This window comes from Bradyrhizobium sp. (genome assembly GCF_030646015.1).
Classification (GTDB): Bacteria; Pseudomonadota; Alphaproteobacteria; order Rhizobiales; family Xanthobacteraceae; genus Bradyrhizobium.
Genome location: NZ_JAUSLT010000140.1, coordinates 11918 through 31984, shown reverse-complemented (window position 1 = coordinate 31984; position 20067 = coordinate 11918). Strand labels below are relative to the sequence as shown.

The following is a 20067-nucleotide window of genomic DNA, read 5'->3' as shown; positions in this document are numbered from 1 at the left end:
CATCAGAAGCTCCTTGACACGAACAGCAGGAGCGTCCCGAGCAGGCCCAGCATCAGGGCCGCGCCGAGAAACTGCGGAACGCGAAACACCCGCATCTTCGCCGTGGCGGTCTCGAACAGCGCCAGCAGCAAACCGGCGACCGCGAGCTTGACGACATAGGCGGCGGCGCCGGTCGCGTAGGCCAGCGCTCCGGTGCCGAACAGAGCGATGTTGAAAGGGAAGAACACGCAGGCGATCAGCGAGACATAGAGCAGCAGCTTGAGAAACGCGCCGAATTCGATCATCGCCAGATGGCGTCCGGAATACTCCAGCACCATCGCCTCATGCACCATGGTGAGTTCGAGGTGGGTGGCCGGATTGTCGACCGGGATGCGCGCATTCTCGGCCAGCGCCACCATGATCAGCGCGATGACCGCCATGCCCAGCGACACCCGCAGCCCGACATAGGACGAGGCCATGAAGTTGGCGACGGTCGACAACTGCGTCGAGCCGGCGACCAGCGCCATGCAGAACACGATCAGCAGCATCGCCGGCTCCGCCAGTGCGGCGATCATGACCTCGCGGCTGGAGCCGATGCCGCCGAAACTGGTGCCGACGTCCATGCCCGCCAGCGCCAGAAAGAAGCGTGCGCTTCCCAGCAGGGCCACGATGGCAATCAGGTCGGCGGTCCAATTGAACACCAGGCCGGTGGCAAAGGTGGGCACCAGCGCGGCGGCGACCCAGATCGCCGCGAAGGTCACATAGGGCGTGACGCGGAACAGCCACGAGGCGTTGTCGGCCAGCACCACCTCCTTGCGGAGCAGCCGCAACAGGTCGCGGTACGGCTGAAACATCGAGGCGCCCTGGCGGCGCAGCAGCCGCGCCTTGATCTTGCGCACGAAGCCGGTCAGCAGCGGCGCCATCAGCAGCACCAGCAGCATCTGCAGTCCCTGCACGATGATGTCCGAGATCACGACCATATCGCGAGCACCAGAAGCAGGGTGACGAGGGTGGCGAACACCAGGCTGAGGTAGCGCCGGATGGTCAGGAACTGGAGGGCGTTGAGCCGGTCGGCGGAGAACCCGACCGCGCCGCTGACCGGTTGATACAGTCTCTCCCAGACCAGATCGTGCAATTCGATCCGAAGCCGCGCCGGCCTGGTATCGCCGGGAGCCGGCATGTCGACATGGTCGCGGGCGTGGAACAAGAGCGTGCCGAACACCCGGCGGATCGGCTGCGCGAAGCTGCCGCCGGAATACTGCGCGGCAGGAACGGCATCGTCAAAACCGCAGCCCCAGGCCGGGCCGCGGCGCAGCGCATGCGAGGCGAAGCGGTGGATGAAGTAGACCGCCAGCGAGGCGGAGATCGCGATGAACACCATCACCAGCAATCCGTTATAGGAGCCGCGGCTTTCGCTGACGGGCACGATCGACAGCCAGGGTACATGGGCCTGCACCGGCAGGCGGCCGCCGAGGATTTCGACGGCAACAGGTGAGAGCGCGTCCATCACCGGTCCCGGCAGGATTCCGGCCAGCAGGCAAAGCGTGGCGAGGATGAACATCGCCGCCAGCGAGATGCGGTCGACCTCGACGGCGGTTTCCGCCGCCGGGCTGCGCGGCCGGCCGAGGAAGGTCACGCCGAACACCTTGACGAAGCACGCCGCGGCCAGCGCCGCCGCCAGCGCCAGCATTGCGCCGACCGCGGGCACCATGATCTTCAGCGCCCATTGCGGCAACTCCGGGCTTTGCAGCACGGCCTGGAAAATAAGCCATTCCGAAACGAAGCCGTTGAACGGCGGCAGCGCCGAGATCGCGACGCAGCCGATCAGCACGACGAAGCTGGTCAGCGGCATGCGGTGGATCAGGCCGCCGAGCTTGTCCATGTCGCGCTCACCGGTCGAGGTCAGCACGGCGCCGGCGCCGAAGAACAGCAGGCTCTTGAAGAACGAGTGGTTGAGCACGTGAAACAGTGCGGCGGTGAAGGCGAGCGCCGCCGGCAGCTTCTGGCCGTTGGCCTGAAACGCCAGCGCAAGCCCGAGGCTGACAAAGATGATGCCGACGTTTTCGATGGTGCTGTAGGCCAGGAGGCGCTTCAGGTCGGTTTCCATCATGGCATAGAGGATGCCCATCACGGCGGTGATGCTGCCGAGGCCGAGCACGATCACACTGGCCGGCCAGCTCGGCTGGCCCAGCAGATCGAACACGACGCGGATGAAACCGTAGATCGCGACCTTGGTCATGACGCCGCTCATCAGCGCCGAGACGTGGCTCGGCGCCGCCGGGTGGGCCAGCGGCAGCCAGACGTGCAGCGGCACCAGGCCGGCCTTCGAGCCGGCGCCGATCAGCATCAGGATCAGCACCAAAGCTGCCACGTACGGCGTATGCGGCGTGTTGCGGATGGCGGCGAAGCCGTAGTCTCCGGTTGGCCCCGCCAACAGGCCGAATGCCAGCAGCAGGGCCAGCGTCCCAAAACTCGCCATCACCAGATAGATGTACCCCGCCCGGGCGTTGCCAGCCTCGCGGTGGTGCGCCATGACGAGCGCCCAGGAAGCCAGCGACATGAATTCCCAGCACAGCAGATAGGAAAACGCGTCATCGGCCAGCACCACCAGGTTCATGCCGGCGAGGAAGGCGGGGAAGAACGGCAGCACGCGGTGCGGCGACGATTCGTGGCGGCCGTAGCCGAGGCCATAGAGGCTGGCCGCTGCGCCGCCGAGATTGACCACGACAAGGAAGAACGCCGCCAGCGCATCCATGCGGAAATGCGCGCCGAGCCACGGCAATCCGATCGGCAGGATCAGGCCGGTGGCATCGGCCGGGCCGCCGAGCAGCCAGCGCAGCGACCCCGCCAGGGCGGCGAGGCAAATGATCAGAGTGATGGTGTAGATGACCGCGGTCGCGATCTTGCTGCGGCTCAATGCGATCGCCAGAATTGCCAGGCCAAGCAATCCGGCAACACAAGCCATTTGCAGAGCGACCGCCGACATCATCTGCGCGCCCTCGTTCCGCTCGATGCCTTGGTCTCGATCTGATGGTCCAGATAGGTCCGTGACGATCCGGAATTGACCTTCAGCCGCACCCCGCGTCCCCCGGCATTGCTGACCGCCCCTTCGTCGATCAACTCGATGCCGGCGCCTTCGAGCGCCGTAATCAGCTTTACCAGCGAATCGACATTGCCCCGGACCATCGATTCGCTGGCCTCCATGCGCTGAATGGTGGGCGCGGAAAGCCCGGACAGCTCTGCGAGCTGGCGTTGATCGATGCCGAGCAACACCCTGGCAGCCCGCAATTGCGCCGCTGTGATCATCCCCTTGCCTCGCTGCCGGGACTTCAGCCGATATCAAACGTCACCATTGCATCATAACTAATGATGTTAAAGTGTCAACAAATGATGTTTAGGATATCTATTCTAAGGAATGCCTTCGGGGTGATCCGGCAACCGCGCCGCGAAGCTGGCGATGTCGTGCCGGTCCGATGCGGCGGCCGGACGGAAGCGGAAGCCTGGCGTTGAGGGATTTTAGCTCGCGCGCGAGCCGATGGCCGTCATCAGTTGCGGCAGCAGCAGCGGCGTGCCGTCGGAATGCCGCTGCACCCTGACCTCGATCTCGAACACCGTCCGGATCAAATCATCGGTCACCGTTCGCTCGGGGATGTCGTCGGCCACCTTCGCGCCCCGGTGCAGCACGACGATCCGGTCGGCGAAGCGGACCGCGAGGTTGAGATCGTGCAGGATCGCGACGACGGCGGTGCCGTTGGCCGCGCGGCGCCGCGCGGTCTCCACCAGGTCGATCTGGTGACGCAAATCGAGGCTCGAGGTCGGTTCGTCCAACAGTAGCAGGCCGGGTCCATGCACGGCCTCGCCGCAAGCGAGCTGAACCAGCACGCGGGCAAAGTGCGCGCGCTGCTGTTCGCCCCCCGATAGTGTCGGCAGCTTGCGATGGCGGAATTCTTCCAGGCCGACCTCGTGCAAGGCGGCGTCGACCAGCGGCCGGGCGAACGCGCTGCCATGGTCGCCGGCACCCATGTGGACGATCTCTTCCACCGTAAAGGGAAAGCTGACGCTGACATGTTGCGACAGCATCGCGCGATGCAGGGCAAGTTGATGCGACGGGTAGCTGGGCAGATCGCGCTGCTTCAGCCGCACCGCGCCGCTGCTGGCGCGCAGGTCGCCGGAGATCAGCCGCAGCAGCGTCGACTTGCCGGCGCCGTTCGGCCCGACGATGGCGACCGTCTCGCCGGCCTCGACGCGCAGGTCGACATTTTCGACCAGCGTCGCGCCGCCGATATCCATCGAAACCGCGCGGGCCTCGAGCAGGGCGGTCACAGCGCCACCAGCCCGCGCTGGCGCAGCAGCATCACGAGAAAGAACGGCGCGCCGATCGCCGCGGTCAGAATGCCGATCGGCATTTCGGCGGGCGCCACGATGGTGCGGGCCAGCGTGTCGGCGCCGACCAGCAGGGTGGCGCCGAGCAAAGCGGAGGCCGGCAGCAGCAGCCGGTGCGCCGGTCCGATCACCAGCCGCAGCAGATGCGGCACCACGATGCCGACAAACCCCACCACGCCGCAGATCGAGACCGCGACGCCGGTCATCGCCGAGACCAGCACGATCGAGATTCGCTTCAGCCGCTCGACGTCGACGCCGCTGTGAAAGGCTTCGGCTTCGCCGAGCACCAGCACATCGAGCCCGCGCGCGATCCACAGGCACGCCATCAGACCGAGCGCCAGCACCGGCGCGATGGTGGTAGCCTTGGTCCAGGTCGCGCCGCTCAGCGATCCCAGCAGCCAGAACGTGATGTCGCGCAACTGGCGATCGTCGGCGACGAACACCAGAAGGCCGATGCCGGCATTGGCGATGGCGGCGATCGCAAGGCCCGCGAGCAGGAAAATCGCGATCGAGGTACGGCCGGCGCGGCTGGCGATGGCATAGAGGATCACGGTGGTCGCCAGCGAGCCTGCGAACGCCGCCAGCGGCAGCAATTCATTCTGCATGAAGCGAAGGCTTTCGCCGAGCCGGCTGTCGGTGAACACGATCGCGGCGGCGGCAAAGAATGCGCCGCCGGAGGACACGCCGACCAGCGCCGGATCGGCCAGCGGATTGCGAAACAGGCCCTGCATGATGGCGCCGGACACCGCGAGCAGGGCGCCGACCATGGCGGCCGCGGCTATTCTCGGAATCCGGATCGACCACAGCACCAGCTGGTCGCGCGACGCCAGCGGACCAACCGGGTGCTCCGGCCAGAAGCCGAGGGCCGCGGGGAGCCGGCCGAGCGGAATGCCCGCGGCACCCACCGTCAGCGCGACGAGGGCGGCTCCCGCAAGCACGGTCATTGCCGGCAATTGGCCGTGAGCGCGGCAGGCGCAAAGGCTTCGGCTTGCGGCGCCAGCGCCGGATAGAGCTTGACCGACAGATCGCGCGCGGCTGCTGCGGTGCGCGGTCCGAAACCGAGCAGATAGAGCCCGTCCATCGAGATGAAGGCCTTGTTGGCCACGACCGGGGTCATCGCGAAGGCCGGATGGGCAAACACGGCTTCGTCCTCCACCGAATCCTTGCCGCGCTGGATCGACAGCACCACGTCGGGCCTGGCCGCGACGATCGCCTCGTCGTTGATCATCTTGTAGCCGTCATAGCCGTCGATCGCGTTGACGCCGCCTGACAGCCTGATGATCTCGTCGGCGGCGGTCCTGCGCCCGGCGACCATCGCGCGGCCGCTCAGCAGCGATATCACGAACATCACCCGCACCGGTTTTGTCACCTTGGCACGAAGCTCGCGCAATTGTGTCAGATCGCTCGACACGGCGGTGGTGAGACAGGTCGCGCGCGCATCCGCGCCCATGGCGTGGCCGATCAGCCTGATCTTGTCGAGCAGCCCTTGTTCCGAAATGATTTCCGGCACCAGCACCAGCGGCACTTTCGCCGCCTCCAGCACGTCCATGGTTTCCTTCGGGCCGGACCCCTGCATCGCCAGCACCAGCGAGGGATTGAGACCGAGCACGCCTTCCGCCGAAAGCTGCCGCATGTAGCCGACATTGGGCTTGTCGCGCAGCGCGGCGGTCGGAAACAGGCTGGTCGCGTCGACACCGGCGAGGCGGTCTTCAAAGCCCAGCGCGTAGAGAATTTCGGTGATGGCGCCGCCGATCGATACGATGCGCGCCGAATTTTCAATGGTCACGTCGCGGTCGCGCGCGTCGTGCACCGTGACGCCGGCGGCGAGGGCGGTGCCGCCGCTCGCGAGACAACAGGCCACGACCACGGACCGGATCACCGGAAGCATATGATTGCGACAAAAGCTCATTGCCGGTCTCACTTGGTCAGGATCAGTTTGTTCTGGGACGTCAGCCGCAGACGGTAGGCGTCCTCGCCATGCGCAATGATGATCTCGCGGTCGCCCGAAAACAGATCGCGGCTGTCCAGTCGATTGCCGGTGATGGTCAGGGATCGCGTCGCGGGAGAGGTGGTGACGGCATGCTGGCCCCCGCGCTCCATATCGTCTCGAGAAGCTGCGGACATTTCGTTGCTTGCACCTTTGCACCAGCCGATGGGAGCTGCAGTCTTACAGGTCGATCGAACCGCAATCCAACTGTTGCAATTTACAATCGATATAAACTGCGCAGTCTTTTTCTTGACCGTGCAGACGCCGGCCCGTAACCAATGATGGCGAGATGCGGGCGGGGTGCCCGCGCCTCGAATTGGTAGCCAGCAAGCAGCTGCATTCGGATGCGGCGCCCGCCAGCCGAGCCCACAACAGATAAAACAGGGTTGGGGTTATGATGGCTGACAGGGCTGGGCGTTCGCGCGCCTTGATTTTGGGCGCGTCGATATTTTCATTGTCGTTGGGTTTTGCGGATGCTGGTTTCGCCCAGGCTGCAGCCACGGATGGCGCCGGCCGTTCCCCGGATCGGCAAAAACAAGCGCAGAGACAGTCCAGGCGCCAGCCGAAGCCGCAGAATGTGCAGGTCGCGCCAGCGCCGGTCCTGAACGCGCGCGCCCAGATCGGCGGGACGCCGGTGCAGTCGCTCGACACCATCACGGTCGCCGCCTCGAAGACCGAAGAGCGCGCCATCGATGCGCTGGCTCCGGTCAGCGTCGTGACGCTCGAACAGATCCAGGGGCTGCAGCCGAAGCGGCTGGCGGATATTTTCTACAACGTGCCCGGCGTGTCGTTCCAGGATCGCGGCGACGATCCGGCGACCGCGATCAATATTCGCGGCTTGCAGGATTTCGGCCGCGTTGCCGTGGTGGTCGACGGCGCGCGGCAGAACTATCAGCGCTCCGGGCACAACGCCAACGGCTCGTTCTTCCTCGATCCGGAACTGGTTGGTGGCGTCGATATCGTGCGCGGCCCAACCGCCAACATCTACGGCTCGGGCGCGATCGGCGGCGTAGTCTCGTTCCGCACCAAGGATATCAATGACGCGCTTCGCCCCGGCGAACGCTGGGGCGTGGACATGACCGGCTCCTATGGCACCAACAAGGATCGCTGGCTGGGCTCGGTGTTCGCAGGCGTTCGCGCCGATCCGAACGTCGATATATTCGGTGGCGTGGTCTATCGCAAACAATCCAACTACAAGGATGGCAATGGCACCGAAATCGGCAACACCGGCAACGAAATCGCCGGCGGCCTGATGAAGCTGACGGTGCGTCCCGCCGAAGGCCATGAGATCAAGTTCGGCACGGTGTTTCAGGACTACCAGTACGACATCGGGCAGTTCAACCGCGGCCCGGTGCTGACGGCGGCACAGCGCGCGCTGTATCAGGGTTCGTCGGTCTATGCGTCCGATACCAGGAACTATACCGGCACGCTGACCTGGAAATACTCCAGGCCGGACGATATGTGGTTCGACTGGAACGCCACGCTGTACGGCAATCGCACCGAGAACAATCAGGTCAAGACCTATCACAGCAGCACCGCCGGCGCGGCGCTGTGCGGGGCGGGCAATTTCGGCAACAATATCTCGGGCTGCGTCGGCGACAGGCGCGGCTACGTGCTCGACACCATCGGGATCGATGTCAACAATACCACCCGCTTCAATGTCGGCGATTGGCGCAATGCCCTGACCTACGGCGTCGATGCGTTTCAGGATGACGTCAAGACCAGCGACAGCCGCGGCAATTCGAATATCACCACGCCGGGCGGCTTGCGCACGGTTTCCGGCGGCTTCGTCCAGTTGAAGAACAACTATTCGACCTGGCTCGAAGTCGTCAGCGCGATCCGCTACGACCGTTACGATCTGGATTCGGCAACCGTATCGACGGGCGGCGATCGTTTCTCGCCGAAGATCACCGTCGGCGTGACGCCGGTGGCAGGCTTCACACCCTATATCAGCTATGCCGAAGGCTATCGCGCCCCCTCGATCACGGAGACGCTGATCGCCGGTGCGCACGCCACCGGTGGGGGGCCGAATTTCTTTACCTGCGCGGACGGTAGCAGCGGACTGTTCTGCTTCCTGCCCAATCCGAACCTGCGCCCCGAGGTCGGCAAGAACAAGGAAGCGGGACTTAACCTGAAGTACAACGATGTGTTCACGACTGGCGACAGCTTCCGCGGCAAGTTCAACGTGTTCCGTAACGATGTCGACGATTATATCGATCTGGTCGCCTCGGCGCCGGAACCGGTGCCGCCGTTCGTTTCGTACTCCAGGCACTACCAGTACCAGAACATTGCCCATGCCAGGATCGAGGGCTTCGAAGCCGAGACGATGTACGATGCGGGCACCTGGTTCGTCGGCGTCGCCGGCCACCTGATCCGCGGCAAGAACACACAGACCAATGTCGGCCTGGCCACCATCACGCCGCGCAAGGTGACGACCACGGGCGGTGTCAGGCTGCTCGACCGCACGCTGGTGCTGTCGGCGCAATGGTCGTCGTTCGGCGCCAACAACGACCTGCCGACAGGCTATCTGCCGTCGACGGGATACGAACTGGTCAACCTGTACCTGAGCTGGCAGGCGACCAAGGACATCGTCTTCACTGCGTCGGTCGACAATCTGTTGAACCAGTACTACCGGCCCTATGCGATCCCGGGATCCTCGACCGACGGCACCACGCAGAACGACGTGCTGTTCTCGAGCCCCGGTCCCGGCACGGTCTACAAGGCCGGACTGAAAGTTCATTTTGGCGGAGCATGAATCGGACGGACTGAAATTTCAGAACTGATCGCTCCGGCGCCGCGCTGATGTCCCCAGCGCGGCCTCGGCGCGTTTTGGTTTCGCCGACCAACCCCATTCGTTCCATCGGGCGATGATGCCCCACAGCAGGAGAGTCTTGATGTTTATCGCAATGAACCGTTTCCAGGTGAAGATCGGCTCCGAAAAGGCCTTCGAGACGATCTGGGCGACCCGCGAATCCTATCTCGGCAGTATGGCCGGCTTCGTCGAGTTTCATCTCCTCAAGGGTCCGGTGGCCGACGACCATACGCTGTATTCGACGCACACGACCTGGGCCGACAAGGCCGCGTTCGAAGCCTGGACCAGGTCGGATGAATTCCGCCGCGCCCATGCCCGCGCCGACAACAAGACCGGCGAAAGCGTCTATCTCGGCCACCCCAAATTCGAGGGGTTCGAGGTGATCCAGAGCGAGCGCAAAGCGAGCGCAGCGGCCTGAGCCCTGCGACTGATACAATAAATTGACCAGCACAAGGAGTTGACCATGTTGAGCACGGAGCTCGCCGACCTCAGGGCGCATATGGCGCAGAATCCGGGTGCGGTCATCGAGGACGTGGCGCGGGAGCGAAAAATCGCGCCCCGCGCCGTGATCGAGGCGCTGCCCGCGGAAATGGTGCGGATCGGCCGCGGCGACGCGTTCGTTGCCGCGATGCAGGACGTTGCGCAATGGGGCGAGGTGACGCTGATCGTGCACACCGACGACGCGATCTTCGAATTCACCGGCGCGATCCCGGCCGGCGAAATAAGCCGCGGCTATTTCAACCTGATGCAGCCGAAAGGCCTGCACGGCCACTTCCGGCACGATCGCTGCGGCGCGGTCGCCTTTGTCGAGCGGCCGTTCATGGGCAAGTCCTCGGCGTTCATCGCATTCCTCAATGTCGATGGCGGCGTCATGTTCAAGGTGTTCGTCGGACGCGACGAGACCCGGGCGTTGCGGCAGGACCAGCTCGAACGGTTCAGGGCGCTGGCCGAGCAGATCGCCGCGCCCGCCATCGCCTGAAGGCCCAACCAGGCCGCAGCCTCATTCGCGGAGCAGCCCCATGCAGCCAACCACGATCGACACCACCATCGGCCGGGTCCGGAAAGCCGTCGCCCTGATGGCGTTCGGCGCAGCCTCGCTGCCCGGCGCGGGCGTCGCTGCCACCGATAAAGTGCTGCTGCCGCGCAACCTGTCGCCGTGGGGCATGTTCGTGAATGCGGATATCGTGGTGCAGGCGGTCATGGCCGGGCTGGCCGTGGCGTCGCTGATCACCTGGACGGTATGGCTGGCCAAGACCATCGAGATCAGCCGCGCGACATCGATCGCGAAGCGCAGGCTGGCCCAGCTCGAGAGCGAGCGCCTGCTGGCCGATGCCGGGCATGACAGCCGCGACGGCCGCGACGCCGTCGCGCAGATCATCCAGTCCGCGGCGCGCGAGGCCAGCCTGTCCGACGGCGGGACCGACGACGGCTTCAAGGAACGCATCGTGCTGCGGCTGGAGCGGGTCGAGGCCGCGATGTCGCGCCGGATCGCGCGCGGCACCGGCGTGCTCGCCACCATCGGCGCCACAGCCCCCTTCGTCGGCCTGTTCGGCACGGTGTGGGGCATCATGAATGCCTTCATCGGCATCTCCGAAGCGAAGACCACGAATCTCGCGGTGGTGGCGCCGGGCATCGCCGAAGCGCTGCTGGCGACCGCACTCGGCCTGGTCGCGGCGATTCCGGCGGTCGTGATCTACAATCGTCTCGGACGCTCGATCGGGGCCTACCGCGCGCTGCTCGGCGACGCCTCGGTGCAGGTGATGCTGCTGATATCAAGGGAAGGCGACCGCCGCGGCTTTCGCCTATCGCGGGCCGCGGAGTAGATCATGGGCGCGCGATTTGGCACCCCATCGGGAGGATTCGGCGGACGCCAGCGCGGCACCGACGACGATCTGGCCGAGGTCCACGAGATCAACGTCACGCCGTTCATCGACGTCATGCTGGTGCTGCTGATCATCTTCATGGTGGCGGCGCCGCTCGCCACCGTCGATCTCGGCGTCGAGCTGCCGGCCAGCGCCATCGAGCCGGCGCCGCGGCCGGACAAACCGGTGTTCGTCACCGTCAAGCCGGACCTCACGGTGGCCGTCGGCGAGGACATCATCGCCCGCGATGCCCTGACCGGCACGCTCGACAGCGCTACCAGCAACAGGAAAGACGAACGAATTTTCCTGCGCGCCGACAAGGCCGTCAGCTATGGCGACCTGATGGAGGTGATGAACCTGTTGCGCAACGCCGGCTATCTCAAGATCGCGCTGGTCGGCCTCGACGGCCGAAGCTGATTGGCAAGAACTGACATGAACGCTTTCGTTCTGCACGACACATCCGACGCGAACGGGGCGCTGCGCTGGGGCACCTCCGCGACCCTGATCGTATCAGCGCATGCGGCGCTGATCGCGCTCGGCATGGCCTGGTACACGCAGCGGCCGCCGCCGGGGGTGATGATCCCGACCATCCTGGTGGACATGGCGCCGGTGACGGCGTCGCCGCAGCCGACGCCGATGGATATCGCGCCGGGGCCCGAGATGCAGGCGGCCGACGCCTCGCCGCCGGTCGAGCAGGCGACGCCGGAGACGGTGCGGGAACAACTCGAAGCGACCCCGCCGCAACTGACACCCGAAGTCGAGGCGCCGCCCGAAGCGAAGCCGGAGCCGGCGCCGCCGAAACCCGAGCCCGCCAGGATCGTCCCGGACCCCGCGAAGCCCGTGCAGGAGAAACCGAGGCCGGTTCGCAAGGAAGCCAGGAAGCCGACGGAGGCCCCGCCGGCGCCGCGCACCACCGCGACGCCCCGGGCCGAAAGGCAGGCGCCGGCAGCTTCCGCCATCAGCGCGGGGGCGAGCGCTGCCGCGGTAGCCTCCTATAACCAGATGGTCGCGGCGCATCTGCAGCGCTTCAAGCAATATCCGCCCGCGGCAAAGGCCGCCGGCCAGCAGGGTGTCTCGCGCCTGCGTTTCAGCCTCAGTCGTAGCGGCCAGGTATTGTCGAGCGGGCTCGGGGGATCGTCCGGCCACGCGGCACTCGATGCCGAGACGCTGGCGATGGTGCGCCGCGCTCAGCCGTTCCCGGCGTTCCCGCCCGATATGAAGCAGGCCTCGATGAGTTTTAGCGTGCCGATCCAGTTTTCGGTCCGCTAGCACGCGAATTGTTCCCGAAAAAGGGAACCGGCCCGGTAACCTTGCCGGCCAATAACGGCTGGACTTACCCGCCGCACTTCCTAAATGGGGTGTAGGGTTCTTTTCGGGTATTTCAGGAGGCTCGCATGGGCCTGAACAAGATTTTCGCTGCTATCCTCGGCGCCATGCTGGTGGCATGGAGCGGTATGTCGGCCGCGGACGAATACCGTCCGGGCGAGCTGCTCACTCTCGACCTCTCCAAGGCGGTGCTTTCGCCAAAACCACTGGGACCCGCCACGCAATTCGCGCCGGTCCGGATCGAGGCGCGCGCCGAACGCGCCATCCCGGCGCCGTCAGCCCGTGTCGCACGCGGCATCCCGGCGAAAACCCATGTCGCGCATCAGACTGTGGACAAACCGCGCGGGGCCTCGCGCACGAAATTGGCCCGGCGGCACGGCAACCCGCTCGATGCGCAGGCATCCGATACGCGGATTCAGGTGTGGCCGTGCAAGTCAGGCGCCATCTGCAACTGGAAGTGACCCGGCCTGGCCGTGGTCAGGCGCACGCGTATCAGGGCGCCACGAACAGATAGCCGGCGAGCACCAGCAGCACGGACAGCACCGTGATCACGCCGAGGACGCCGGCGGCGATCGCAAGCAGTCCGTGGGAATCCAGCCATCGTTGTAGCGCGTTGCCCATTCTCATTGCTATGCGACCCGATCCCGATTTGCAGTTTGGCTGGCGGGCAGGCTATCAAACAGCGCGCCCGGTGTCCTAGATTATCCTTCAACCGACTTTCCCTAAACCGCCCTTCCATCAAGCGGCATCGCGGCTTGCCGATCCGGCGGTTTCAAGTCGTCAGGAGCACTCCATGGAATATCTGCAAACCCAGGGCATCCGCCTGCCGCGGCTTGGCCTCGGCACCTTTCGCCTGCAGGGCGATGCCTGCCGCGTGGCTGTCGAAGGCGCGCTCGGCCTCGGCTACCGGCATATCGACACCGCGGAAATGTACGGCAACGAGGAAGCCATTGGCGATGCCATCGCCGCCTCCGGTGTGGCGCGGGAAGACCTGCACGTCACCACCAAGGTCTGGCATGAAAATCTCGCGCCGGATGGCATCCGCCACGCCTTCGACGCCAGCCTGAAGAAGCTGAAGCTCGACCACGTCGATCTTTATCTCGTGCACTGGCCGTCGAAGCGCATGAACCTGCCGGCGATGTTCGAAACCCTGGCCATGCTGAAACAGGAAGGCTTCACCCGCGCCATCGGCGTCGCCAATTTCAACCTCGCGCTGCTCAAGACCGTGGTCGAGGACATCAAGGCGCCGATCGCCTGCAACCAGGTCGAATATCATGTGATGCTCGACCAGACGCCGCTGCGCCAGTATCTCGCCGCCAAAGCCATCCCGCTGGTGGCCTATTGCCCGCTGGCGCAGGGCAGGGTGGCGTCGGACCCGACGCTGATGGCGATCGGCCGCAAGCATGGCGCCAGCGCAGCCCAGGTGGCGCTGAAATGGCTGCTCGATCAGGACGGCGTCGCCGCGATCCCGAAAGCGTCACGCGCCGAAAGCCAGCAGGCCAATCTCGACGCGCAGAATATCGGGCTTGATGATGAAGACATGAAAGCCATCGCGGCGCTGCCGAAAGACAGACGCTGCGTCAATCCCGGCTTCGCGCCGGTGTGGGATTGATGTTTCTTACCCTCTCCCCTTGTGGGAGAGGGTGGCGCCTCACGAAGTGAGGCGACGGGTGAGGGGTTCTTGGGTTCGCGAGAACCCCTCATCCGGCGCGGACTGCGTCCGCGCCACTTTCTCCCACAAGGGGAGAAGGGAAGAGCTCGTCGTTTGCCTTATCGCTAACGAAAAATGGCCCCTCGCGGGGCCATTGTCGTCTCGCCTCAATAGTGATGATGGCGCTTCTTGATCACGATGACCTTGCTGCCATGGCCACGGCCGCGGTGATAGCCGCGATGGGGGCGGTGTATCTGGGCGCGGGCGCCGTGTCCGCGATGATAGCCGCCGTGATGATGGCCGCCGCGCTTGATGACGACGGTCTGCGCGTCGGCATTCGACGACGGTGCCGCCATGAAGATGGTGGCGAGCGCCGCGATCATTAATGCAAATTTCTTCATGCTTTCCTCCGGTTGAGCGGGAATAAAACATCGCATCGCGAAGAATGTTCCGGGGGAACCCGAAGAGAGTTCTGAACAGCCATTCCGCCACGGTTAACGCATGTTGCGCGCATCCGTTGCGACGGGCATCGATCTTTTCGCGACAGCACCCGCGGAATCGGTCCGCGCGCAGCGGCTCTCCGGTCGATGTGCCGAGTGGCCACTGAGTATCGAGGCTGGCGTGGGCGAATGCCCATTGCCGGTGTGGCTTGCGCAACGCCTGTGTCCGGAGCATCATCCACCGATAAAAACAATATCAGGGGGAGGTTTGCCATGACCGCATTGTCACGCCGGAATTTCCTTGCGCTAACCGGGGCGGCCGCCGCGGCGCTGTCCCCGCGCTACACCAATTCGGCCAGTGCCGCGATGGGTCCGAACGACAAATTCGACCTCGTCATCAAGGGCGGCGACGTGCTCGATCCCAGCCAGTCGCTGCGGGGAAAACGCGATATCGGTATTCGCTGGGGCATGATCGAGGCGATCGAGACGGAGATTCCGGCCGCGCGCGCGGCGAAGACGCTGGACGCATCGGGTAAACTGGTGACGCCCGGCCTGATCGACCTGCACAGCCACGTTTACCCCTATGGCTCGGCGATCGGGATTCCCGCCGACGAACTGGCGCAGTTTCAGTGCACGACCACCACGGTTTCGGCCGGCGATGCCGGCGTCAACAACCTCGCGGCGTTGCGCCGTTACATCGTGGCGCAGTCGCGGACGCGGATCTATGCATTCGTCCACATCGCCAATCATGGGCTGTCAGGATTCCCGGTCGCCGAACTCTACAATATCGACCACGCCCAGATGGAAGCCTGCGCCATGGCGCTGGCGGAAAACCAGGATTTCCTGCTCGGGGTCAAGGTGCGGATGTCGGAGAATGTGATCGCCAAGCACGGCCTGGAGCCGCTGAAGCGGGCGATCCAGGCCTGCGAGAAATGCGGCTGGCCGGCCAAGATGATGGTGCATATCGGCGGCGTCGAAACCAAGGAGCTGATGTCGCAGATACTCGATCTGCTGCGGCCCGGCGACGTGCTGACCCACGCCTATTCCGGTGCGCCGAACATCGCGGGCGTCTTCACCAACATCGTGCAGGACGGCAAGCTATTGCCGGCAGCGCTCGCCGCCAAGCAGCGCGGTGTGATGTTCGATGTCGGCCATGGCGGTGGCAGCTTTGATTTCACCGTCGCCCAAGTGGCGATTCCCGGTGGCTGCGCGCCCGATGTCATCTCGTCCGACATCCACGTCTATTCCGCCAATTCGCCGGGCATGCCGTACCTTCCGAACGTCATGAGCAAGTTCATGGCGCTGGGCTTTTCGCTGGAGCAGGTGGTGACGATGGCGACGGCGACGCCGGCCAAAATCATCAACCGGGCGCCGAAGCTCGGCACGCTGCAGATCGGGGCGCCCGCCGACGTCGCGGTCATGGAACTGGTGGAGGGGCCGGCCTCGTTCGTCGATACCCGCAACAACAAGCGCGACGGCAAGGCGCTGCTCAAACCGGTGCAGACCGTGATCAACGGCGTGCCGTTCGGCAGGCCCTATCAGGCGCCGTTCGCAGTGCGGTAAGGCGCGGAAGAGCCGGCCGCTTCCCCGGGCGGGCGGGGGGCCGGACGGCGATTTGATTTGTATCAATGCAAGCGCCGTGGCGGCTGGCGACCATGCCAGTTGCGAGGGCTTGGAATCGTGGCAAACTGCGCAACCCGGATGGCGGCGGATACACCCGCCGGCTTTGCCGCCGAGGCGACGGCGTCGGGCGAAGCGTCCGGCTATTCGGAAAGCGAATTTCTCGCCCAACTCGGCGATCGTGTCCGCGACACGCGCATGCTCCGCAACATGTCGCGTCGGGAGCTTGCCCGCCGTTCCCGCATTTCCGAGCGTTACCTGGCCCAGATCGAGGCGGGCAAGGGCAACGTGTCGATCGTGCTGCTGCTGCGGATCGCCCATGCGATCCGTGTGAACTAGCGAACCCAGCCGCCAACAGGAGAAGACGCCGATGGGACAGCTCGTTCTTGCCGCCAAGGTCAGCCACGTCCCGTCGCTGATGCTGTCGGAGGCCGAGGGCAGCCCGCTCAGGTCGGCGCGCGAAAGCGCGGTGCGGGCGTTGCGCGAGCTTGGCCGCCGCGCGCGAGAGCGCAGCGTCTCGACCTTCGTGGTGTTCGATACGCACTGGCTCTCCAACTTCGGCTACCACATCAACGCCAATCCGCGGCATCACGGCTCGTTCACCAGCCACGAAGCCCCGCAGATGATCCAGGATCTGGGCTACGACGTGCCGGGAGATACCGCGCTCGCCGAAGCAATCGCGAAGGAGGCCGGCGAGGCCGGGCTTGGCGTGATCGCGCACAAGGTCGCGAGCCTCGGGCTGGAATACGGCACCATCGTGCCGATGCACTACATGAACCCCGACGGCTGGGCCAAGGTGGTCTCGGTCGCCACGCCGCTGTTCACCTCGGTGGAGGAGAGCCGCATTCTCGGCGAGGCGACGCGGCGCGCCATCGACCGGTCCGGCGAGCGGGTGGCCGTGCTCGCCAGCGGATCGCTGTCGCACCGGCTGTGGCCCAACAGGAAACTCGGGCCGGAGGCCTGGACCTCGGTGGCAAGCGAATTCAACCGTCAGGTCGACCTGCGCGTACTCGAACTGTGGCAGCAGCGCCGCTATCGCGAATTTACCGACATGCTCCCGGACTACGCCGTCAAGTGCAACGGCGAGGGCGGCATGGCCGACACCATCATGCTGTTCGCGGCGCTCGGCTGGGACGGCTTTGACGGCGCCGCCGAGCAGTTGTGCGACTATTTTCCGTCCAGCGGCAGCGGCCAGGTCAACGTCGAGTTTCACGTCGGCGCATGATCCGGACCGGGCGCACGGGCCGCGCGCCGGCGTTCAATTCCGTCTATCCCGTGACTGCCGAACGAGGGTTCGTTCTGCCGCGCCAGGTGTCGACGAGGTCTTGTAGCCTGTCGGGAATGGCGTCGCCGCGCCATGCCACGTGCTGGTCGGTTCGGACAAGGAACAGCTTGCGATCGTAGAGATGCCTTGAATCGCCGCTTTGTACATCGACCACTTCGACCGGAATCCCGCCGTCGCGCATCGCTTCGATGAGAGGTGCGATCACGATGTCTGAATCAAGCCGCAGCAGGGTGTAGCCCGGCCCGAGCGCGTCGTAGACCGGGCGGCCGTCCGGCAAGGTCGAGAACGGCACCCGGCAACCGGGTACGGTCGATGGCGTGAAGTCGGCCATCGTATAGGCCGGCGGCTCGGCGCCATCATAGGCGATGATCGGCGAGCGATCGTAGAAATAGCCGAAGTTGAGGCCGCCACAGCAATATTGCTGCACGTTCAAATCATAGGCTGCCTGTCCCACCTGGCTGCGAACGGCATCGCCAGCGGCGCCCGGCTGCTCGATTTCGTCGGGCACGGCCCGGCGCTGGCCCAGCACCTTGCCGGCCATGTCCATGGCAAAGCGGGAAACCTGCTCGGTGATGGGCAGCCTTTCGGCCTCATACGCGTTCAGGATGGCCGGGTCCGCCCAGCCCTGCAGGCAAGCGGCCAGCAGCCACGCCAGGTTTGTCGCGTCGGCGATCCCTGCATTCATTCCGTATCCGGCGTAGGGCATCCACAGATGCGCTGCATCGCCGCAAATGAAGGCGCGTCCCTTGCGAAACCGGTCGGCGACAAGCCGGCGTCCGACCCAGTCTTCCTTGCTCAGGATTTTGTATTCGAAATCGGGGCCGACGCCGAGGATGGCGCGGATCGACAGGTCGCGGTCGACCGACTCGAAGGTCTCCTCCTCGCGATTGAGGTGATTGTGAATCAGCCAGTTTTCACGGCCGTCAATCGCCACCACGGTGCCGCAACGCCGCGGATTGAGGGACAGCGTCATCCAGGCGGGCTCGTCCATCAGGGCGAGCAAAGCGGGGGCGCGGACATAGGTCGACTGGACACGCTGGATGACGGGCGTGCCCTGCAGCGTGGCATCGATCATCTTGCGGACGATGGAGCGCGCGCCGTCGCAACCGACGATGAACTCGGCATCGATCTGAAAGGTCGTGTCGGTGTCGAGATTGCGCGCGGTCGCGACGATGCCGTCGGCAGTCTCATGGAAATCCTCGAACGCCGTCCGATTCAGGATGGTCAGGCCGTCGATGCCGGTCGCATGCGCGAACAGCACCGGCTCCATGTAGATCTGGTTGATCCGGTGCGGCGGTTCCGCGGTTGGCCAATCGGTATCCGGTCCGTCCGTGGCGGTATAGCGATCGCGGCGGCAGGGGATGGGGATGCGCGACAGTTCGATGCCGGTCGTCGTGGTGCGATAGGCGCAGTCGTTCGGGTAGTCCGCCGGCAGGCCGGCATCGCGCAGCTGTGGCGCCACGCCGAGCCGGCGGAATACTTCCATCGAGCGTGACGAAACGTGATTGCATTTCACGCTTGGTGGCTCCCCGGCGCTCCTGATTTCGACGACGACAGCGGCAATGCCGCGGCGCGCCAGATCCATCGCCAGGGTGAGGCCGACGGGACCTGCCCCGACGATCAGGACGCGCGTCTTGACCGGCTGGCTTGTCGCTGCGGGATGATCGTGCATAATCGATGCTCGCCTGTGCAGTATTCCAGAAAATGGCGGAAAGAGGATAGATGCTCCAGGCGGCCCGGCAAATAGCCCTTTGCATTCTTGCTTCGTTGTTGAGCCTGCCGTTGCTTGCGCCCGGTTCGGCATTCGCATACCCGGATCAGCCGATCAAGATCATCGTCACGTTTCCGCCCGGTGGCAGCGCCGATATCGTGATCCGCGCCCTGCAGCCGCTGCTCGCGGAAGATTTGCGTCAGCCGATCGTGGTCGAGAACCGCGCGGGGGCCGGCGGCAACATTGGCATCGGCGCCGTCGCCCAGGCAGCGCCGGACGGATATACGCTCGGTGTCGCCGCTGCCGGCGTGCTGACGGTCAACCCGCATCTCAATCGGGCGGCGATGTCGTTCGATCCTGTGAAGGATCTGGCGCCGGTCACGATGCTTGCCGAAATTCCCTTCGTGCTGGTGGCGTCGCAACAATCGGGCTTCGCCTCGGTGGCGGACGTCGTCGCGGCGGCCAAGGCGCGCCCGGCCGAGCTGTCGATCGGCCATGGCGGTAACGGCACCGCCATGCATCTGACATCGGCGCTGTTCAACCAGAAAGCCGGCGTGCGCATTCAGCTCGTCGCCTATCGCGGCACCGCGCCGGCTTCGGTCGACGTTCTCGCCGGTCACATCCCGCTGGCCGTGCTGGATATCCCGGCGTCACGGCAATTGATCCTCGATGGAAAGCTGAAGGCGCTGGGCGTGTCCGCCGCCAAGCCGGTAGTCTTCTTGCCTGAGGTTCCCGCGCTTTCGGCGCAGGGCCTGGGCGGATTTGAATCCGTCGGCTGGTTTGGCATCGTCGCACCCGCTGCTACGCCGCCTGATATCGTCAAAAGGCTGAATGCGGCTTTCGTGAAGGCCTTGAAGGATCCCGCGGCGATCGAGAAAATCCGCATTCTCGGCGCCGAGCCCGCGCCGTCTTCGGCCGAAGCTTTCGCGCAGTTCATCCAGAGCGAAAGCGCCAAATGGGGCAAGCTGATCGCCGACGCTGGGATCAAGAGCGAATAGGGACCGCGGCGCT

At 65.1% G+C, this 20067-nt stretch carries 23 protein-coding genes; 12 read left to right on the top strand and 11 right to left on the bottom strand.

Annotated elements, in window-relative coordinates; all coding sequences use genetic code 11:
- Positions 1-2: 2 nt before the first annotated feature.
- The 8 genes from Q7T45_RS21660 to Q7T45_RS21625 all read right to left on the bottom strand — a co-directional run bounded on the left by Q7T45_RS21660 (position 3) and on the right by Q7T45_RS21625 (position 6850).
- Positions 3-959, bottom strand: coding sequence for a respiratory chain complex I subunit 1 family protein (locus tag Q7T45_RS21660; RefSeq protein ID WP_304873431.1), 957 nt, complete (start codon positions 957-959; stop codon positions 3-5).
- Complete coding sequence (hyfB, locus tag Q7T45_RS21655) at positions 950-2968, bottom strand: hydrogenase 4 subunit B (RefSeq protein ID WP_370691334.1); 2019 nt, start codon at positions 2966-2968, stop codon at positions 950-952. Before hyfB ends, Q7T45_RS21660 begins: the two co-directional genes overlap by 10 nt.
- On the bottom strand, positions 2965-3285 hold the full coding sequence (locus Q7T45_RS21650) for a helix-turn-helix domain-containing protein (protein WP_304873430.1): 321 nt from the start codon (positions 3283-3285) through the stop codon (positions 2965-2967). Before Q7T45_RS21650 ends, hyfB begins: the two co-directional genes overlap by 4 nt.
- A 210-nt stretch (positions 3286-3495) precedes the next feature.
- Positions 3496-4302: a heme ABC transporter ATP-binding protein gene (locus Q7T45_RS21645; protein ID WP_304873429.1), complete on the bottom strand. Its 807-nt coding sequence runs from the start codon at positions 4300-4302 to the stop codon at positions 3496-3498.
- Positions 4299-5306 carry an iron ABC transporter permease gene (locus Q7T45_RS21640; protein ID WP_304873428.1) on the bottom strand — a complete coding sequence of 336 codons (1008 nt, stop codon included), beginning with the start codon at positions 5304-5306 and terminating at the stop codon, positions 4299-4301. The genes Q7T45_RS21645 and Q7T45_RS21640 overlap by 4 nt, the downstream gene beginning before the upstream one ends.
- Positions 5303-6271 carry a hemin ABC transporter substrate-binding protein gene (locus Q7T45_RS21635; RefSeq protein WP_304873427.1) on the bottom strand — a complete coding sequence of 323 codons (969 nt, stop codon included), beginning with the start codon at positions 6269-6271 and terminating at the stop codon, positions 5303-5305. Before Q7T45_RS21635 ends, Q7T45_RS21640 begins: the two co-directional genes overlap by 4 nt.
- A gap of 8 nt (positions 6272-6279) precedes the next feature.
- Complete coding sequence (gene hemP / locus Q7T45_RS21630; protein ID WP_370691333.1) at positions 6280-6486, bottom strand: hemin uptake protein HemP; 207 nt, start codon at positions 6484-6486, stop codon at positions 6280-6282.
- 43 nt (positions 6487-6529) lie between these two features.
- Positions 6530-6850 carry a hypothetical protein gene (locus tag Q7T45_RS21625; RefSeq protein WP_304873521.1) on the bottom strand — a complete coding sequence of 107 codons (321 nt, stop codon included), beginning with the start codon at positions 6848-6850 and terminating at the stop codon, positions 6530-6532.
- Between Q7T45_RS21625 and Q7T45_RS21620 the strand changes: the two genes are divergently transcribed.
- From Q7T45_RS21620 to Q7T45_RS21590, 7 genes are all read left to right on the top strand, one after another.
- The gene (locus Q7T45_RS21620) at positions 6747-9104 is read left to right on the top strand and encodes a TonB-dependent hemoglobin/transferrin/lactoferrin family receptor (protein WP_304873426.1); all 2358 of its coding nucleotides are present in this window, start codon (positions 6747-6749) and stop codon (positions 9102-9104) included. The two genes, Q7T45_RS21625 and Q7T45_RS21620, sit on opposite strands and share 104 nt — an antisense overlap.
- 139 nt (positions 9105-9243) lie before the next feature.
- Entirely contained in the window at positions 9244-9579 is a 336-nt protein-coding gene (locus Q7T45_RS21615) for an antibiotic biosynthesis monooxygenase (RefSeq protein ID WP_304873425.1), read from the top strand.
- 45 nt (positions 9580-9624) lie between these two features.
- Positions 9625-10140, top strand: coding sequence for a heme utilization cystosolic carrier protein HutX (gene hutX / locus Q7T45_RS21610; protein ID WP_304873424.1), 516 nt, complete (start codon positions 9625-9627; stop codon positions 10138-10140).
- A 97-nt stretch (positions 10141-10237) separates the two neighbouring features.
- Positions 10238-10984, top strand: a complete 747-nt coding sequence (gene exbB / locus Q7T45_RS21605) for a tonB-system energizer ExbB (protein ID WP_304873511.1) — start codon at positions 10238-10240, stop codon at positions 10982-10984.
- Positions 10985-10987: 3 nt separating this feature from the next.
- Complete coding sequence (exbD, locus tag Q7T45_RS21600; protein ID WP_304873422.1) at positions 10988-11440, top strand: TonB system transport protein ExbD; 453 nt, start codon at positions 10988-10990, stop codon at positions 11438-11440.
- A 15-nt stretch (positions 11441-11455) separates the two neighbouring features.
- Entirely contained in the window at positions 11456-12292 is an 837-nt protein-coding gene (locus Q7T45_RS21595; RefSeq protein WP_304873420.1) for an energy transducer TonB, read from the top strand.
- 125 nt (positions 12293-12417) lie between these two features.
- On the top strand, positions 12418-12810 hold the full coding sequence (locus Q7T45_RS21590; RefSeq protein ID WP_304873418.1) for a hypothetical protein: 393 nt from the start codon (positions 12418-12420) through the stop codon (positions 12808-12810).
- A 31-nt stretch (positions 12811-12841) separates the two neighbouring features.
- On the opposite strand, the gene Q7T45_RS21585 is transcribed toward Q7T45_RS21590, so the two are convergent.
- Positions 12842-12970 carry a hypothetical protein gene (locus Q7T45_RS21585; RefSeq protein ID WP_304873416.1) on the bottom strand — a complete coding sequence of 43 codons (129 nt, stop codon included), beginning with the start codon at positions 12968-12970 and terminating at the stop codon, positions 12842-12844.
- 172 nt (positions 12971-13142) lie between these two features.
- On the opposite strand from Q7T45_RS21585, the gene Q7T45_RS21580 reads away from it, so the two are divergent.
- Positions 13143-13961 (top strand): aldo/keto reductase, encoded by an 819-nt coding sequence (locus Q7T45_RS21580; protein WP_304873414.1) that lies wholly within the window; start codon positions 13143-13145, stop codon positions 13959-13961.
- Positions 13962-14167: 206 nt separating this feature from the next.
- On the opposite strand, the gene Q7T45_RS21575 is transcribed toward Q7T45_RS21580, so the two are convergent.
- Positions 14168-14401: a hypothetical protein gene (locus Q7T45_RS21575; protein ID WP_304873411.1), complete on the bottom strand. Its 234-nt coding sequence runs from the start codon at positions 14399-14401 to the stop codon at positions 14168-14170.
- 312 nt (positions 14402-14713) lie between these two features.
- Between Q7T45_RS21575 and Q7T45_RS21570 the strand changes: the two genes are divergently transcribed.
- From Q7T45_RS21570 to hpaD, 3 genes are all read left to right on the top strand, one after another.
- The gene (locus Q7T45_RS21570; protein ID WP_304873409.1) at positions 14714-16003 is read left to right on the top strand and encodes an amidohydrolase/deacetylase family metallohydrolase; all 1290 of its coding nucleotides are present in this window, start codon (positions 14714-14716) and stop codon (positions 16001-16003) included.
- Positions 16004-16120: 117 nt separating this feature from the next.
- Complete coding sequence (locus Q7T45_RS21565) at positions 16121-16399, top strand: helix-turn-helix domain-containing protein (protein ID WP_304873406.1); 279 nt, start codon at positions 16121-16123, stop codon at positions 16397-16399.
- 31 nt (positions 16400-16430) lie between these two features.
- Positions 16431-17285, top strand: coding sequence for a 3,4-dihydroxyphenylacetate 2,3-dioxygenase (gene hpaD, locus Q7T45_RS21560; protein ID WP_304873403.1), 855 nt, complete (start codon positions 16431-16433; stop codon positions 17283-17285).
- 43 nt (positions 17286-17328) lie between these two features.
- Here hpaD and Q7T45_RS21555 read toward each other — a convergent pair whose 3' ends face one another.
- Positions 17329-19017 (bottom strand): FAD-dependent oxidoreductase, encoded by a 1689-nt coding sequence (locus tag Q7T45_RS21555; RefSeq protein WP_304873510.1) that lies wholly within the window; start codon positions 19015-19017, stop codon positions 17329-17331.
- 110 nt (positions 19018-19127) lie between these two features.
- On the opposite strand from Q7T45_RS21555, the gene Q7T45_RS21550 reads away from it, so the two are divergent.
- Positions 19128-20054 carry a tripartite tricarboxylate transporter substrate binding protein gene (locus Q7T45_RS21550; protein ID WP_304873402.1) on the top strand — a complete coding sequence of 309 codons (927 nt, stop codon included), beginning with the start codon at positions 19128-19130 and terminating at the stop codon, positions 20052-20054.
- Positions 20055-20067 lie beyond the last annotated feature (13 nt).

What these genes read in the sequence shown, in the direction of transcription:
- Q7T45_RS21660 (WP_304873431.1), bottom strand. Translation starts at nt 959, where the DNA reads ATGGTCGTGATCTCGGACATCATCGTGCAGGGACTGCAGATGCTGCTG.
- hyfB (WP_370691334.1), bottom strand. Translation starts at nt 2,968, where the DNA reads ATGATGTCGGCGGTCGCTCTGCAAATGGCTTGTGTTGCCGGATTGCTT.
- Q7T45_RS21650 (WP_304873430.1), bottom strand. Translation starts at nt 3,285, where the DNA reads ATGATCACAGCGGCGCAATTGCGGGCTGCCAGGGTGTTGCTCGGCATC.
- Q7T45_RS21640 (WP_304873428.1), bottom strand. Translation starts at nt 5,306, where the DNA reads ATGACCGTGCTTGCGGGAGCCGCCCTCGTCGCGCTGACGGTGGGTGCC.
- Q7T45_RS21635 (WP_304873427.1), bottom strand. Translation starts at nt 6,271, where the DNA reads ATGAGCTTTTGTCGCAATCATATGCTTCCGGTGATCCGGTCCGTGGTC.
- hemP (WP_370691333.1), bottom strand. Translation starts at nt 6,486, where the DNA reads ATGTCCGCAGCTTCTCGAGACGATATGGAGCGCGGGGGCCAGCATGCC.
- Q7T45_RS21620 (WP_304873426.1), top strand. Translation starts at nt 6,747, where the DNA reads ATGGCTGACAGGGCTGGGCGTTCGCGCGCCTTGATTTTGGGCGCGTCG.
- Q7T45_RS21615 (WP_304873425.1), top strand. Translation starts at nt 9,244, where the DNA reads ATGTTTATCGCAATGAACCGTTTCCAGGTGAAGATCGGCTCCGAAAAG.
- hutX (WP_304873424.1), top strand. Translation starts at nt 9,625, where the DNA reads ATGTTGAGCACGGAGCTCGCCGACCTCAGGGCGCATATGGCGCAGAAT.
- exbB (WP_304873511.1), top strand. Translation starts at nt 10,238, where the DNA reads ATGGCGTTCGGCGCAGCCTCGCTGCCCGGCGCGGGCGTCGCTGCCACC.
- exbD (WP_304873422.1), top strand. Translation starts at nt 10,988, where the DNA reads ATGGGCGCGCGATTTGGCACCCCATCGGGAGGATTCGGCGGACGCCAG.
- Q7T45_RS21595 (WP_304873420.1), top strand. Translation starts at nt 11,456, where the DNA reads ATGAACGCTTTCGTTCTGCACGACACATCCGACGCGAACGGGGCGCTG.
- Q7T45_RS21590 (WP_304873418.1), top strand. Translation starts at nt 12,418, where the DNA reads ATGGGCCTGAACAAGATTTTCGCTGCTATCCTCGGCGCCATGCTGGTG.
- Q7T45_RS21585 (WP_304873416.1), bottom strand. Translation starts at nt 12,970, where the DNA reads ATGGGCAACGCGCTACAACGATGGCTGGATTCCCACGGACTGCTTGCG.
- Q7T45_RS21580 (WP_304873414.1), top strand. Translation starts at nt 13,143, where the DNA reads ATGGAATATCTGCAAACCCAGGGCATCCGCCTGCCGCGGCTTGGCCTC.
- Q7T45_RS21575 (WP_304873411.1), bottom strand. Translation starts at nt 14,401, where the DNA reads ATGAAGAAATTTGCATTAATGATCGCGGCGCTCGCCACCATCTTCATG.
- Q7T45_RS21570 (WP_304873409.1), top strand. Translation starts at nt 14,714, where the DNA reads ATGACCGCATTGTCACGCCGGAATTTCCTTGCGCTAACCGGGGCGGCC.
- hpaD (WP_304873403.1), top strand. Translation starts at nt 16,431, where the DNA reads ATGGGACAGCTCGTTCTTGCCGCCAAGGTCAGCCACGTCCCGTCGCTG.
- Q7T45_RS21555 (WP_304873510.1), bottom strand. Translation starts at nt 19,017, where the DNA reads ATGCACGATCATCCCGCAGCGACAAGCCAGCCGGTCAAGACGCGCGTC.